Here is a 15,209-nt window from a genome sequence, read left to right on the forward strand (position 1 = left end):
CCCCTAAACCGGCGGCAAAAACTCGATCGGGGCGGTGAACTGGATGCGGGTGCTGGTGATGGCGGCGGGCGCGCTGGGATAGGGGGAGGCGCGGTGCATCATCGCCTGCGCTTCCTCGTCCAGCGCGGGCTTGCCACTGCTGGCGACAATCTCCCCGTTCAGCAGGACGCCCGCCCGGTCGATCACGAAACGGACCTGCACGATGCCCCGCTCCTTGCGCATCAGCGCGCGGCGGGGGTAGATTTTATGAGCGTAGAGCCACGACCGCACCTTTGCCGCATAGGCCAGGCTGGTGCCCGCGGGTGCGTCCGCGTCCAGCCCCTCGGCCAGCCCGCGACGCGGCGGGGTCGCGCCCTGCCCTGCGGCGGCGGCACTGGACGCCGCACTGGCGCTCGATGCGGTGGAGGGGGCGGCGGAGGGGGCGGCGGGCGACGCCGTCGCGGCTTTCGGCTGCGACGGCTGCGCCACCTGTGATGGTAATGGCGGCAGCGGCGGGGCGGCAGCGGCCGACGGGACCGGCGGCGCGGGCGGCACCGGTGGCTGCACCGCCTTTTCCGGCTGGACAGAGGGAGGCGCCGCCGCATCGGCGGTCAGCGCGCTCTCCTCACCCTCGTCGCTGCCCTTCAGCGCGGCCAGCGACAGCACGTTCAGGGAGTGGTCCGCAAACCGCTCCTGCCGGGCCGCGCCCATGGTGAGCAGGACGGCGAGCAGCAACCCGTTGACCGCCAGCGACGCCGCCGCCGGGACGCTGGGGCGCAACAGGCCGGACCGGTCCGCAAAGCGCCCCGCCATAGTCCCGCCGGTCCCCATGGCCCTGTTCGCCGCCATCGCCATGTCAGAAGGTGTTGGCGACGGTGAACTTGAACGTCTGCCCCTCCCCGGCCAGCGACGAGAGGTGGCGGCGATAATAGCGGTCGAAGATATTGTCGGCGGAGATACGGAACTCCACGCCCTTGGCCGCGCCGCTCAGCGGGCGGAAGGTCAGGAACAGGTTATGCACCGCATAGCCCGCTGTCGGCGCACCCGATCCCGCGCCGAAGTTGGAACCGCCGACCTTGTTCTGCGCCTCCGCAAATTCGCCGGTCCAGCCGCCCGACAGGCCCGTCACCGGGTCCGAATAGCCCAGCGTCAGGCGATAGTCGTTCGCCGGAATGGTGTTGAGATATTGCCCGGTCAGCAGGTTCTTGCCGTCGATGAAGGACGCATTGCCCCGTGCGAAGAAACCGCCGATGCCATATTCCGCCTCGACCTCCACACCCTTCAGCCGCGACCGGCCGATGTTGACGAAATAGCTGGTGCTGCCCGCCACGCCGGACGGCGCGCTGTTGGTGATGATGAGATCCTTGACGTCATTCTGGAACAGCGTTGTCTTGGCGCGGAACCGGCCCGTCTTGCCCAGCAGGCCGTCTAAGGACAGGGTGAAGCCGACCTCATAATTGTCCGACTTCTCCGGGCGCAGGTCGGGGCTGTAGGAGCGGGCCGCGCTGAGCGTGAAGGTCTCGTCCACATTGGGCAGGCGCACGGTATGCGCGACCGACCCGAACACGCCGAACCAGTCCGCGACATTGTACAGCGCCGCGATCTTGGGCGAGACGCCGTTATGCTTCGTGCGTTGCGGCACCGCCGCGCCCGCCGCGCGGGTATCGCCCGGCTCCAGGTCGGTCCAGTCGACGCGCACGCCGGGGATGATGGTCAGCTTGTCGGACCAGACGATCTCCAGCTGGCCGAACAAGCCGGTGCGGGTCATCTGCCCCTCCGGGTGCGTGCCCGCGCCGGGGGTGACCACGCCGGTCAGCGATACGCGCGGATTGCGGCGCTTCTGCTGGCTCCACTGGCCGCCCACGGTCAGGAAGGTCGTCCAGTCGCCGCCCAGATCGAACTCGCTGACGTTCTGGAGCTTGCCCTGCCAGCTTTCATAGCGGAAATCGGAATAGGCCAGCGCGCCGAGGAAGGTGGTTTCCGTCTGGTGGGTCAGCGTGTCGGAATAGGCGACCTGCGCCTCGACATTGAACAGCTTGGACCCGCCAAAGTCATTTTCATAGCCGACCACGGCGGTCTTGTCGCGAACCTTGCGGCGCATCAGCGCCGATCCGGTGCTGGCCGTCACCTGGTCATAGACCTGCGGCGTGTCGCTGACCCAGTCCTGATAGGAGGCCCAGATGGCATGTTTCCTGTTGCCCGCGATGGTCACGCGGCCCTTGACCAGCCAGCTGTCCGCCTCGGTCTTCGACGCCTCGACGATCTGGTTGCGCCCGTCGCGATAATTGCTGCTGGTGCGGAAATTATAGGTGCCGAGCAGTTCGATGCTCTCCACCGGGCGGAAGGCGACGATGCCGGACAGGGTCTTGGCCTCCGAATTCGTCTCCGTCGCGGCCTTCAGGCGGACGGCGATGGCGTCGGTGGGGGAGGACAGGAAGTCGGAGGCGTCCTTGGTCGAGAAGTTGATGACACCCGCCAGCGCACCGGCGCCATAGAGGGTGGAGGAGGCGGGGCCACGCAGCACCTCGACGCGCTTGTACAGCTCCGGTTCGGAGAAGAAGGCGCCCATGCGATACTGTTCGTAGAATTTCTGGACGCCGTCGACGGTGATGACGACGCGATTGTCCGAATCGCCGATCGCCGTGCCCAGGCCGCGGATGTTGAAGCCCTGCCCCAACTGGCTGACGCCGCCCTGCACGTTCACGCCGGGCATCGCCTCCAGCAGGTCGCCGATGGTGTTCGCCTGCGTCTGGTCGATGTCTTCCTGATCCAGCGTGGTGACGGCCTGCGGCGTGTCCCGCGCGATCTTCTCCTGACCCGCCGAGATGACCAGCTTGTCGAGCGAGAATTGCGCCTGCCCGTTGTCGGCGGCGGCCGTCTCCTGCGCGTGCAGCAGGGCGGGCGCGGAGAGGAGCGCGGTGCCGAGAAGTGCCAGGCGTTTGCAGTTCGTCATATCTGAGAGGCCCCCGAAGTTTTTTTCGTTGCGATTGGAATGGCGAGTGGAGCGGCCGGTTCGCCGCCGATAACCCGTCACCTAGCGAAACAATTTAAGTTTGCAAGTGATTCTCAATATCGCTATCTGGCGGCCAGAATTTATCGGGGAGACTATAATGACAATCGTTCGCAAACATCGCGTCGCACGCATGGGGGTCTCGGTCGCAGCCCTGATCGCGGGCGCCACCATGGCCAGCGCGCACATGCCCTATGTGCTGCCGACCCAGTTCGACCTGACGGAGAAAGCCGACCATATCACGGTCGAATCCGCCTTTGCCGAGGACGCCTTCGTCCCCGAAGTCGCGATGCGCGACGCGCCCTTCCACCTGATCGGCCCGGACGGCGCAAAGCTGTCGACCGGCGCCGTCACCTATCTGCGCGACCTGTCCATCTTCGAGGCGGACATCAAGGCGGACGGCACCTATCGCATCAGCACCGGCCAGCGCGGCGGGCGCAAGGGCAAGATGATTCGCCAGGGCGACAAATGGGTGATGGGCGGCGAAGCGCCTGTCGCCCCCGGCGCGGCCAAGCCCGCGGGTGAGGAAGTGGCGGTGCAGAGCATGACGCTGGCCGACGCCTATGTGACGCGCGGCGCGCCCAGCACGGGCGCGCTCAAGCCGCGCGGCGAGGCGCTGGAGGTCCAGCCCGTGACCCATCCCAACGGCATCGCTGCGGGGTCGGACGCCACCTTCGTCCTGCTGTTCGACGGCAAGCCGCTGGCGGGCGTCGACGTGACCCTGTTCCGTTCGGCGGGCGTGCATGACGGGCGCAAGATCGCCGGGCAGGTCAAGAGCGACGCCGCAGGCCGCTTCACCGTCAAGCCGGGCGATGCGGGCACCTACCTCCTCCTCGTCCGCCACCGGGCGCAGGCCCCCGCTGGGGCGGAGACGCCGTGGCGCAGCTATAGCTATACGCTGGCGTTCGACGCGGCCTGACCGCCTGCGCCCTTCCTTCTTGCGGGCGACCGTGCCGCCCTGCATCCTGACCTCACTTCTGGAGACTCATCATGAAAACCGTTCTGATCCTCGCCACCGTCGCCGCCCTGTCGGCCACCGCCGCCACCGCCGCCCCGCACGGCGGCAGCGCCTTCATCCATGACTATGACACGAACAAGGACGGCAGCGTCTCGCGCGCCGAGTTCGATGCGGAGCGCGCCGTCCGGTACAAGGCGACCGACGCGAACAAGGACGGCACGGTTTCCGAGGAGGAATATGTCGGCGAATATTCGGCCCGTCTGGAGAAGGAACTGGCCGCCTCGACCGACAGCGAGGACCGCAAGACGGAGGAGCGCCAGCGCCAGATCCGCCAGGCCCATGTCCGTTTCGGCGTCCTCGACACCAACAAGGACAACAAGATCCAGCAGTCCGAATATGATGCGTCCGGCGCGCGCGCCTTTGCCCAGCAGGACGACGACAAGAATGGCACCGTGACGCAGGCGGACGCCACCGCGACCGCCGCCAAGCAGCTCGCCGCGCGCGAGAACCGCGACCAGAAATAAGGCCCCGGCCTGCCCCCCTTCGCCCGGACCGCCGCACCACTCCGCGCCGGTCCGGGCGGAGTCGAACCGCTGGTGCGCGCTCTATCCGCCGTGATCGGGGCGGTGCAGCCCCCGGTCGCGCCACCAACGCACCAGCCGGTTGACCAGCCAGCGATTGCCAAATCCGACCGCGATCGTGATCGCGATGGCCGGTCCCATCAGGAACCAGTCGATCGCTTTGTGGCACGGCGCTTCGGGGATGCAGTCGCCGATGATGCTGGCGACAAAGGCCCCACCCATCAACGGGATGCCGACAAGGACAGCGGACAGGCAACCCAGCAGCCCTCCTGCCGTCCCGCCATTGCGATAGCGGCTGTTATAACCATCATCCATGATCGCGGCCTCCGCCCGGTTCTGTCCCATGGGTAGATCGACGCTCCTGCGGATGCCAGCCCGGCTTTCCCATCGGGCGGCGACCTTACTACGGCCATCCCGCACCTGTGCCGCCCGCTGACCGCCCCGCCCCCTTCGCCAATTGCCACTCGCGCCGCGCCTTCTGTCCAGACGGCCCGCCGCGCGCCTCTATGGTGAGGTTCGGATGATGCCCCGCACCGCAAGAGCGCGGCGGCGACCGGCGAGGAGGAGCGGCACCCATGTCTTTCGAACTGAACAGACGGCTCGCCGCGCACCGCCCGCCCCTGCCCACGCAGGCGAATATCGACCCCGTCACCGCCAGCATCATTCGCGGCGGGATGGAAACGATCTGTTTCGAGGCGGCGACCCATCTCGGCCGCGCCGCATCCTCCCCCATCATCAACCAGTCGAACGAGCGCAACGCCTGCATCGTGGACGCGCATGGCCGCCTGGCCGGGTCCGCCATCGGCACGCCGCACCTGACCTTCGTCAGCCAGATGACGGTGCGGTACGGGCTGGAGATGTTCGACGAGTTCGACTGGGGACCGGGCGACGTTTTCCTGGGCAACGACCCGGACTATGGCGGCGGCCACCTGCCCGACTATAACGTCTATGCCCCGGTGTTCGACGAGAGCGGCAAGCTGCTGCTCGTCCAGTGCCTTCAGGCGCATCAGGGCGACACGGGCGGCAAAGACCCCGGCGGCTTCACGCTGGAGGCCACCGACATCTTTACCGAAGGGCTGGCCATCCCCTGCCTGAAGCTGGTCCACAGGGGCGAGCATCGCAAGGACGTCATCAAGCTGGTGACGCGCAACAATCGCTTCGCCAGCTTTGCGGGCGACCTCGCCGCCATGATCTCCGGCGTGCAATATGCGGTGCGGCTGCTCCAGGGGCTGGTCGCCAAATGGGGGGCGGACGCGATCCGCGCCGCGATCAACCACAGCATCGACCAGAGCGAGAAGCGCGTGCGGGAGGTGGTCGCGGGCTGGCCCGACGGCGTTTATGAAGCGGACGTGTTCATCGACCATGACACGGCAGGGACGAAGGACATTCGCGTCCATGTCGCCTGCACCGTCGCGGGCGACCAGCTCACCGTCGACCTCACCGGCACCGACGACCGACAGAGCCTTGTCGGCGTGTGGAACACCTTCGGCAACAGCCGCTCCTATATCATGACGCAGGTGGTGGCCGCGATGGACCCGACCATCGTGAAGAATGAGGGCTTTTTCCACGCCGTCGATATGCTGATCCCGGAAGGCTGCATCGCCCAGCCCCCGCCCAACAAGCCCGCCGCGCTCGGCAGCTTCCACCCCGCGTGCGAGATTACGGAGGCGGTCTGCGTCGCCCTGTCCGCCATCGTGCCGGACCGCTCCGCGCCGCAGGTGTACAAGATGGGCATGCCCAACGCCGTCATCGGCTTCGACCCGCAGGGCCGGATGTGGATGGATCAGGGCGTGGACTCGCGCACCTGCGACACCAGCGCGGTGCAGGGCATCGACGGCTGGGGCAGTTGCCCCGCCGCGCTGGGCAACCTGCTCCTCTCCCAGGTGGAGGATGCCGAAAGCCGGTTCCCCATCGTCAACATCAGCCGCGAAATGACGCAGGATTCGGAGGGTGCCGGACGCTGGCGCGGCCAGCCGGGCAGCCTGAATTCCAAGCAGGTGACACAGCCCGTCATGGCGATGACATGGATGGTCACGCACGATCATCCCCTGCGCGGCCTGTGCGGCGGCGACGACGCCAGCCCCTACTCCAACCGGTTTCGCGTCGGCGCGCCCGACGAATATCGCATCGACCTGTCCGCCACCGCGCAACTGCCGGAAGGGTCGGTGATGGCCTATCAATATGGTGGCGGCGCGGGCTTCGGCCCCGCGACGGACCGCGACCCGGAGGCGGTGCGCGAGGATGTGCTGGACGAGATCATCTCCGTCGCCCGCGCCCGCGACCGCTATGGCGTCGTCTTCACCGGCACGGTGGAGGAGTATGACCTCGCCGTCGACACCGCCGCCACCCGCGCCCGCCGCGACGCCATGAGCATGGCGGTGGCGGCGGAATAGCCATTTCATTCACCCCGCCCAATGGGGAGGGGCCGGGGGTGGGGGCTGTCCCCTTGAAGCTGCAAACCCCATCCCACCCCTCCCGGAACGGGAGCGGGCATCAATGGCTCAGAGAGGATTCGCATGGGTTACAGGGTCGGCATCGACATCGGCGGCACCTTCACCGACTTCGCCCTGCTGAAGGACCGCGAGGTCACATTATTCAAGAATCTCTCGACGCCGGAGGACCGCTCCATCGGCGTGATGAATGGCCTGTCGAAGCTGGCGGAGATGGAAAATCTCCCCCTCGCGGACTTCCTCGGCGCGTGCGATGCGGTGGTCCATGGCACGACCATCGCGGACAACACGCTGATCGAGATGAACGGGGCGGTCACCGGCCTCATCACCACGGAGGGTTTCCGCGACGAGATGGAATATCGGCGCGGGTATAAGGAGGATATATGGGATCTGCGCCTGGCCCCGCCGGTGCAGATCACGCCGCGCCGCCGCCGCCTGACCGTGCCGGAGCGCATCCTGCACGATGGCACCGTTCACCAGCCGCTGGACGAGGCGGCCGTGCGCGCCCAGTGCCGCCGCCTCGCCAAACAGGGCGTGGAATCGGTCGCGATCAGCTTCCTCTTCTCCTTCGTGAACCCGCAGCACGAGCAGCGCGTGGCGCAGATCGTCGCGCAGGAGCTGCCCGGCGTGCAGGTGTCGAAAAGCCATGAGGTGCTGCCCCGCGCGCCCGAATATGACCGCACCAGCACCACGGTCGTGAACGCCTATGTCGCGCCGCGCGTCACCCATTATCTGGAGAATCTCGTCAGGCGGGTGCGCGATGCGGGCTATGCGAAACAGTTGATGGTCATGCAGGCGTCCGGCGGCGTGATGACGCGCGACTATATCCAGGGCGCGCCCATCCGCGTGCTGGCGTCGGGACCGGCGGGCGGCGTCATCGGCTCCGCCCATGTCGGCACGGCCAAGGGGCATCGCAACATCCTGTGCGTCGACATGGGCGGCACCAGCTACGACATTTCCATGGTGCTGGACGGCGCGGCCCCGGCCGTGGCGGGCTGGAACATGCATCACCGCTACCTCGTCGGCGTGCCGATGGTGCAGGTGGAGACGCTGGGCGCGGGCGGCGGCTCCATCTGCCATGTGCACAAGGGGGAGATCGCGGTCGGTCCCGCGTCGGCGGGCGCATCGCCCGGCCCCATCTGCTATGGCCGGGGCGGGTCGCAACCGACCATCACCGACGCGCTGCTGATGCTGGGCATATTGTCGGACGAGGCCGTGTTTGCCGGGGGCAGCTTCTCCCTGACCCGCCGCGGCGTGGAGGACGCCTTTGCCGCCATCGGCGCCGACATGGGCTATGGAGCGGAGGACGCCGCTTTCGACTGCTGGCGCATCGTCAACGCCAACATGACGCTGGGCGTGCGCCGCATCACGGCGGGCAAGGGCATCGCGCCACAGGACATGGTGATGCTGGCCTATGGCGGCAACGGCCCCGCCTTCGCCTGCACGCAGGCGGACGAGCTGGGCATAGAGACGGTGCTGGTCCCCCGCGCCTCCCCCACCTTCTCCGCGCTGGGCACGCTGGTCGCGGACCCGCGCATCGACGAGGAACGCTCCCATATCGCGGCCGCAGACACGCTCGACATCGCGCGGGTCCGTACCCTGTGGGCCGACCTCGCGGCGCGGGCAAAGGGCTATTTCACGCAGGCCGGTTTCCCGGCGGACAGCGTGACCGCGCGCTACCAGATGAACATGCGCTATCCGGGGCAGAACTGGTCGCTCAGCTTCGACGCGCGGGTGACGCAGGGCCTCGACGACCTGTCCTTCGTCGACGAGACGCTCCGCGACCTCGCCATCCGCTCCTTCAACGAACGGCATATGGCGGAATATGGCCATGTCCGTGAGGATGAGATGCCGGAGGTGACGGGCATCCGCCTCACCACCTCCGTCGAGACGCCGTCGCCGATGGTGGTCGCGGGCTTCACCGCCCCGCCCGTCGCCGCCGCTCCCGCCCGGCAACGCCGCGCCAACCTTGGCCGGGGCTATGAGCCGGTGGGCATCTTCGCCGGTCCCGACCTGAAACCCGGCCATCATGTCACCGGCCCCGCGATCATCGAGGAAAGCTTCACCACCATCGCCGTCTATCCCGGCTGGCAGGCGCGGCTGGACGATGCGGGGGACTATCGGCTGGTCAAACTCGATGCCTTGGGCGTGATGGGTTTTCCGTGAAGCGCGCTTGTGAGGTGGGTCAAGAGACTGGAGCAACCCAGCCGACACCTGTCGGACCGGCCCCTGATCCGGCTTGCCATATCGCACGAACGATCAAGGCGGCGCGCGCCGTCTTGCCTCTCGACCGCCCCCGCCCAGCCGTCTAGCCATCGGAGGGAGGGAGAGACAGCCATGGCCGACACCGGCAGCCCATCCGATCTTGCGACCCGCATCCGCCTGCTGGAGGCGCGCGGCGCCATCGCCGATCTGGTCCATCGTTACGCGCTCCACATCCGCGCGCGCCAGCCGGAGGCGTGCGACGCGCTGTTCACGCCGGATGGCGAATTCCTGATCCGCGACACGGACCCCGGCGCCCCCACCGACTTCACCACGCGCGCGCGCAGCGTGGGGCGGGATGCGATCCGCGCCTATGTGATGGGATCGACGCGGGCGGGCTTCCACGTCTTCCCGATGATCCGCAACCTGCTGATCGACGTGGACGGCGACACCGCGACCGCCACCAGCCTGATGAGCAGCCGCACATGGCCCGCCGGCGCGGAAGTGTTCGGCGAATATCAGGACAGCTTTCGGGAGGAAGCGGGCGTCTGGCTGTTCAGCAAGCGCATCTTCACCATCTATCGCCGCCCCGGATAGGGCGTCAGCCCTCCGCCGCCTCGCTTGGTGAGGGTTGCGGCACCGCCTCCAGCACGCGGGTGAACTCGCGCCACCACCACATCACGTCCTGACTGCACACCGTCTCGAACAGCGACTGCCAGCGGCGGCGGCGTTCGGCCAGCGGCATGGCCAGCGCCTGCGCGATGGCGTCGGCAATCTCCTCCGGGCTGTGCGGGTTGATGAGGAGCGCGTCCAGCAACTGCTCCGCCGCCCCGGCAAAGCGCGACAGGATCAGGACGCCGGGGTCCTCGGCATCCTGCGCCACCACATATTCCTTGGCCACCAGGTTCATGCCGTCGCGTAAAGGGGTGACGAGGCCGATGCGGGCCGCCCGGTACATGCCCGCCAGCTCGTCGCGCGGATAGCCGCGATTAACATAGCGCAGCGGCACCCATTCCGCGTCGGAAAACTCCCCGTTGATCCGCCCCGACAGATTGTCGAGCGACGACCGTATCTCCTGATAGCTGGTCACGTCCCCGCGCGACGGCGGCGCGATCTGGAGCAGGAAGACCTTGCCATGCATTTCCGGGCGGGCGGACAGGAACCGCTCATAGCCAAGGAAACGCTCAGCCAGCCCCTTGGAATAATCCAGCCGGTCGACCCCGATAATCATCGTGCGGTCGTTGGCGCTGGCGGTCATGCGCGCGCGCATCGCGGCGGCGGCCTCACCCTCCGACGCCCGCCGGAATTGTTCGCAGTCCACACCGATGGGACAGGCGATCAGATGGACCTTGTGCCCCTGAAACTCGACCATGCCGTCGGCGTCGACGGTCAGTTCCATCTGGCCGTTCACATAGTCGATGAAGGCCTCCAGCGAATCCCGCGTCTGGAACCCCACCACATCATAGCTGAACAGCGATTCCACCAGCTCCCTATGGCTGGGCAGCGACACCAGCAGGCGCATCGGCGGCCACGGAATATGCAGGAAGAAACCGATGCGGTTGGCGAAATCGCGGCGGCGCAGTTCGCGGCCGAGCGGCATCAGATGATAGTCATGGACCCAGATCAGGTCGTCCTTGTCCAGCAATGGCGACACCGTGTCGGCAAAGCGCGCATTGACCCGCTCATAGCCGCCAGCAAAACCGCGCTCGAACTCCGCCAGGTCGATGCGATAATGGAACAGTGGCCACAGCGTCTGGTTGGCGAAGCCATTGTAATATTCGTCGATGTCCTGCGCTTCCAGGTCGATGGTCGCGGTTGCCACGCCATCCGCCCGCTGGAAATTGATCGCGCCGGTGAAGGTCTCCGTCTCCTCCCCCGACCATCCGAACCACAGGCCGTTGCTCTCCCGGAGCGCCGCCGACAGGGCGACCGCCAGCCCGCCCTGATTGCCGCCCCCTTCCCCCGTCGCCGGGGAAACACGGTTGGAGATGATAATCAGCCTGCTCACCGAACCGCGCTCCACGGCTTGCTCAGCAGGGCTGCGCAGTTGATGAGACCGACCAGAGAATAGGTCTGCGGGTAATTGCCCCACAATTCGCCATTGGCCGGGTCGATGTCCTCCGCCAGCAGGCCCGCCGCCGTGCGCCGGTGCAGCATCTCTTCGAACAGCACCCGCGCCTCCGCATCCCGGCCGGTCGCGTGCAGCGCCTCGATCAGCCAGAAGGTGCAGACGTTGAACGCGCTTTCGGGCAGGCCGAAATCATCCTCGCTGGCGTAGCGCAGCATATAGGGGCCACGGCGCAGCCCCTCCTCCACCGCGGTCAGCGTGTCGCGGAACCGCTCGTCCTCCGGCGTCAGGAAGCGCAGGTCGAGCAACTGGATGAGGCTGGCGTCGAGGTCGTCCCCGCCGAATGTCGCGGAAATGCGGCGCGTATCCGGCCGCCATGCCTTGTCGATGATGAGGGCGCGGATGCTCTCCGCCCGCTCCCGCCAGAAATCGCGCCGGTCGGCCAGCCCCAGCGCGTCCGCCGCATTGGCCAGCCGGTCGCACGCCGCCCAGCACATGGCGACGCTATAGGTGTGGACATGGCTCTTGGTCCGCAATTCCCACAGGCCCGCGTCGGCCACCTCCCGCGCGGCCCATGCGCGCTCGCCCACCTTCTCCAGCGCGCGAAAATCATCGAGGCCCGCCATGCGATACAGCCGCTGGTCGAAAAAGGCCTGCGCGTTGGACAGCACGATCTGGCCATAGGCGTCATGCTGTATCTGTTCCGCCGCCTGGTTGCCGACGCGCACCGGCCCCATGCCGCGATAGCCGGGCAGGTCGGGCGCGATCCATTCGGGCAGGCTGGCTTCCCCGCCCACGCCATAGAGCGGCTGGATATGCCCGCCCTTCGCGTTGTCCACGATATTGCGCAGAAAGGCCAGATAGCCCTCCAGCACGTCCAGCGCGCCCAGCCGGTTCAGCGCCTGCACGGTGAAATAGGCGTCGCGTATCCAGCAATAGCGATAGTCCCAGTTGCGGCCCGACCCTGCATGTTCGGGGATGGAGGTGGTCAGCGCCGCGACGATGGCGCCCGTCTCCTCATGCTGGCACAGTTTCAGGGTGATGGCCGACCGGATCACCGCCTCCTGCCACTCCACCGGGGTCGCGAGGCCGCGTACCCAGTGCCGCCATTCCTTCATGGTCAGCTCCAGCATCTCCTCCACCCCCCGCTGGATGTCGCCGGAGAAACTCTCGTCGGGGCCAAGGAAGAAATAGAGCGGCTTCTCGACGCGGAACATGCGCTCATCCTCGACCCAGCCTATGGGGGCGGTGGTGGTCAGGCGCAGCACCATCTCGTCGATCACATAGCGGATATGGTTGGAGCCGCGCGTGTGCGTGGCATCCGCCCCGCCCCATTTGCGCGCGGGGCGCAGGCGGATGCGAACGCGCGGGCTGCCGCTGACCGGCCGCACGATGCGGACCATCGCCACCGGCCGATACATGCGCCCCATGCGGGAGAAGCGCGGGCAGAAATCCACCACCTCTATCGCATTGCCGTCCGCATCCGCATGGCGGGTAATCAGGACCGGCGTGTTACGTTCATAATGCTGCTCGGTCGAAACGCCATTCTCCAGGTCGATTTCCCAGAAACCGCGTGCACCCTCCGCCCCGCCCGCCGGCCTGTCGTCGAGGAGGGAGCAGAACACCGGCTCTCCATCCACGCGTGGCACGCAGCCCCAGACAAAGCGCCCCGCCCGGTCCACCAGTGCCGACACCTGACAATTGCCGATCGGCCAGAGTTCCAGCGACGCTGTCATAGACATAATTCCTTCAACCAGCCGCGCACGGCCTCCACATCGGCCAGAGCGTGGCGCGCGCTCGCGGAGCGCCGCGTTCCTACAGCGACGGCCATGCCGCCCAGCGCCACCGCCGCCGCCAGACCCGGTTCGTCCGTCTCGTCATCGCCCAGAAAGATGGGGATCGTGCCCGCCATCGGCGCGTGCTGCATCAGCAGCGATACGGCCACGCCCTTGTCGCTGCCCGGCACGCGCACCTCCGCCATCCGGTTGCCCGGCTGATAGGCCAGTCCCGTCTCCGCCGCGATGCCCTGCGCGAGGGCGATGGCCGCATCCTCATGCTCCGGCGCGCGGCGATAGTGCAGGCCGACGCCGAAACTCTTGCGTTCCAGCAGGACGCCGGGATGGAGGCTGGCGAACCGCTCCATGCGGGCGGCGGCAATCTCCAGCGTCGGCGGACGGACGGGCCGGGCGTCGACCCCCTCCCAGCGATGCTCGCACCCATGGCTGCCGCTCAGGGCGAGCAACCGGCCCACCGGACCCAGCAACCGGTCGAGGTCGGCCAGCGACCGCCCACTGACGATGGCGACACGCCCGTCGAACCGTGCCGCCAGCCGGGTGAGCAGCCCGGCCAGTCCGGCATCCACCACCACGGCATGGGGGTCGTCCTGAAGGGAAACGAGCGTGCCGTCGAAATCCAGGAGGAGGCTGGATCGGCCGACATCGACCGGCTCTGGCGGTGGCAGGCGGGTCGCCTGCGCCTCCGTCGTCATGCGCTTCTCCAATGTTCTGTGACCGGGCACCGATCATTGAACCAGCGGAACGGACGAAAGTTTCCCGAAAAATTGCTGCACCGCCGCAGAAACGGCGGGAAACGACAGGAAAATGCCGGAAACCGGCCTCAGCGGGGGCGGCGTGGGATGGGGGGCCGGTGGTAACTGATATCGCTGCGGTCGCGGCTGGCGGGGCAGGTTTCGCCCGGCCCATAGGCTGGCGGCAGCGCAGCCGCCGCCGCCGCGTCGGGCAGGTCGAACGTCCCCTCCACGATGCACACCCGGTTGGCGATCCGCCACTCCCCGCCGCGCCGCTGGAAATGGTCGATGTAGCGGCCGGTGGACAGGAAATGCGGCGGCGTCTCGCTGACCCCGGTGAACAGATAATAGGTCTCGCACCAGGCGTTTTCGCCATCCAGTTCGCAAAAATGGTTGGTGATGCTGTGCTGGGTGGACCGATACATCAGCGCCACCCGGTCGGCCCAGGCGATGAAATCGTCCGGCGCGCCGATGAAGCGGCCATGATCCTCTATCGCATCGTCGAAATAGCAGGATCGGGCGAGTTCGGCGTCCATCCGGTCGAGGCCACGCGCATAGCGCAGCAGCACCTGCCAGATCTCCTCCCGGTCCGCCATGTCGCGCAGGCGGCTTTCCAGTGCAGCGTCCATCGGCGTCCTCTCTCCAGATCCTGCGCGCAGGAGAAGACCAGCGGCGGCGCCCGGTCAACCCCTGAAGGCGGTATCGAGCGGAGACTTGGGGGCGCAGTCCTTCCAACCCCGTCACACTGACTCTCATCAGGAGGACGGACAGGATTGGGGCGGATCGCCATTCGGAAGATGACACGCCGAAAACGTCGGTTTTCCAAGAGTTCTGGAGCAAGGCACCGGCCTAGCCTCGGCCATGTGCGGGCCGTCCGCACTGGATACCGACTGGCCCTATGCGGCCTGCTCCGGCCGCTGGCGCACCGCCGCCCACCACGCCTCGATCGCCCCTTCGTCGGCGGGCAGGCGCACGAAGAAGGGGTCGGCGAAGCGCGTCCAGCCGTCGTCATAGCGCGGCGCGACGGAGGTCAGCACGGGGATGCCCTGCTCCACCGCGTCGACAAAGGCGGGCAGCAGGCCGGACCGCTGCTCCGCCTCCATCTTGCCGAACTTGCTGAGCAGGACGAGATCGCACCCCATCGCGATGTGCCGCCGCACCGCCTCGCCCGCCGCGACCGCCCCCGCCGGATCGAGCGAACAGCCCGTCGCCGCCGCGCCCAGATGCTGGAACAGAGGATAATGACCGCCGTCGGCCAGTGTCCGCAAATAGCCCGGACCGCGATTCGGCCCGTCCTCGACCGGCGGTTCCTCCACCACCCCGACAAGGCGCAGGTCCGGCATCCAGCGGTCGGCCAATCTGCGGAAAATCCGCTGAATGACCGCGCCTTCCGCGCCCTGAACGACTGCAATCGGCCTGGTGGAACCGTCCATC

13 protein-coding genes are annotated in these 15,209 nt (G+C 67.4%); 5 read left to right on the plus strand and 8 right to left on the minus strand.

Features of this window, described 5'->3' with window-relative positions:
- Nucleotides 1-3: 3 nt before the first annotated feature.
- Both LWE61_RS08790 and LWE61_RS08795 read right to left on the minus strand, forming a co-directional pair.
- A complete protein-coding gene (locus LWE61_RS08790; protein WP_234149681.1) occupies nt 4-828 on the minus strand; it encodes an energy transducer TonB in 825 nt (274 codons plus the stop codon).
- A gap of 7 nt (nt 829-835) precedes the next feature.
- Nucleotides 836-2,932 (minus strand): TonB-dependent receptor domain-containing protein, encoded by a 2,097-nt coding sequence (locus tag LWE61_RS08795; RefSeq protein ID WP_234149682.1) that lies wholly within the window; start codon nt 2,930-2,932, stop codon nt 836-838.
- Nucleotides 2,933-3,089: 157 nt separating this feature from the next.
- On the opposite strand from LWE61_RS08795, the gene LWE61_RS08800 reads away from it, so the two are divergent.
- Entirely contained in the window at nt 3,090-3,908 is an 819-nt protein-coding gene (locus LWE61_RS08800; RefSeq protein ID WP_234149683.1) for a DUF4198 domain-containing protein, read from the plus strand.
- A 71-nt stretch (nt 3,909-3,979) separates the two neighbouring features.
- Nucleotides 3,980-4,471 (plus strand): EF-hand domain-containing protein, encoded by a 492-nt coding sequence (locus LWE61_RS08805; protein WP_234149684.1) that lies wholly within the window; start codon nt 3,980-3,982, stop codon nt 4,469-4,471.
- Between the two features lie 81 nt (nt 4,472-4,552).
- Here the strand turns inward: LWE61_RS08805 and LWE61_RS08810 are convergent, their stop codons facing one another.
- Entirely contained in the window at nt 4,553-4,873 is a 321-nt protein-coding gene (locus LWE61_RS08810; protein WP_234149685.1) for a hypothetical protein, read from the minus strand.
- Nucleotides 4,874-5,103: 230 nt separating this feature from the next.
- On the opposite strand from LWE61_RS08810, the gene LWE61_RS08815 reads away from it, so the two are divergent.
- The 3 genes from LWE61_RS08815 to LWE61_RS08825 all read left to right on the plus strand — a co-directional run bounded on the left by LWE61_RS08815 (nt 5,104) and on the right by LWE61_RS08825 (nt 9,777).
- Nucleotides 5,104-6,921: a hydantoinase B/oxoprolinase family protein gene (locus LWE61_RS08815; protein ID WP_234149686.1), complete on the plus strand. Its 1,818-nt coding sequence runs from the start codon at nt 5,104-5,106 to the stop codon at nt 6,919-6,921.
- A 123-nt stretch (nt 6,922-7,044) separates the two neighbouring features.
- Complete coding sequence (locus LWE61_RS08820; RefSeq protein WP_234149687.1) at nt 7,045-9,144, plus strand: hydantoinase/oxoprolinase family protein; 2,100 nt, start codon at nt 7,045-7,047, stop codon at nt 9,142-9,144.
- A gap of 171 nt (nt 9,145-9,315) precedes the next feature.
- Nucleotides 9,316-9,777 carry a nuclear transport factor 2 family protein gene (locus tag LWE61_RS08825; RefSeq protein WP_234149688.1) on the plus strand — a complete coding sequence of 154 codons (462 nt, stop codon included), beginning with the start codon at nt 9,316-9,318 and terminating at the stop codon, nt 9,775-9,777.
- A 4-nt stretch (nt 9,778-9,781) separates the two neighbouring features.
- Here the strand turns inward: LWE61_RS08825 and LWE61_RS08830 are convergent, their stop codons facing one another.
- The 5 genes from LWE61_RS08830 to LWE61_RS08850 all read right to left on the minus strand — a co-directional run bounded on the left by LWE61_RS08830 (nt 9,782) and on the right by LWE61_RS08850 (nt 15,208).
- Nucleotides 9,782-11,188, minus strand: coding sequence for an alpha,alpha-trehalose-phosphate synthase (UDP-forming) (locus LWE61_RS08830; protein ID WP_234149689.1), 1,407 nt, complete (start codon nt 11,186-11,188; stop codon nt 9,782-9,784).
- Nucleotides 11,185-12,984: a glycoside hydrolase family 15 protein gene (locus LWE61_RS08835; protein ID WP_234149690.1), complete on the minus strand. Its 1,800-nt coding sequence runs from the start codon at nt 12,982-12,984 to the stop codon at nt 11,185-11,187. The genes LWE61_RS08830 and LWE61_RS08835 overlap by 4 nt, the downstream gene beginning before the upstream one ends.
- On the minus strand, nt 12,981-13,736 hold the full coding sequence (gene otsB / locus LWE61_RS08840) for a trehalose-phosphatase (protein WP_234149691.1): 756 nt from the start codon (nt 13,734-13,736) through the stop codon (nt 12,981-12,983). The genes LWE61_RS08835 and otsB overlap by 4 nt, the downstream gene beginning before the upstream one ends.
- Nucleotides 13,737-13,864: 128 nt before the next feature.
- Nucleotides 13,865-14,404 (minus strand): nuclear transport factor 2 family protein, encoded by a 540-nt coding sequence (locus LWE61_RS08845; protein ID WP_234149692.1) that lies wholly within the window; start codon nt 14,402-14,404, stop codon nt 13,865-13,867.
- 267 nt (nt 14,405-14,671) lie between these two features.
- Nucleotides 14,672-15,208, minus strand: coding sequence for a DUF2478 domain-containing protein (locus LWE61_RS08850; protein ID WP_234149693.1), 537 nt, complete (start codon nt 15,206-15,208; stop codon nt 14,672-14,674).
- Nucleotide 15,209 lies beyond the last annotated feature (1 nt).

This window comes from Sphingobium sufflavum (assembly GCF_021403115.1).
In the GTDB taxonomy this organism is placed as follows: domain Bacteria; phylum Pseudomonadota; class Alphaproteobacteria; order Sphingomonadales; family Sphingomonadaceae; genus Sphingobium; species Sphingobium sufflavum.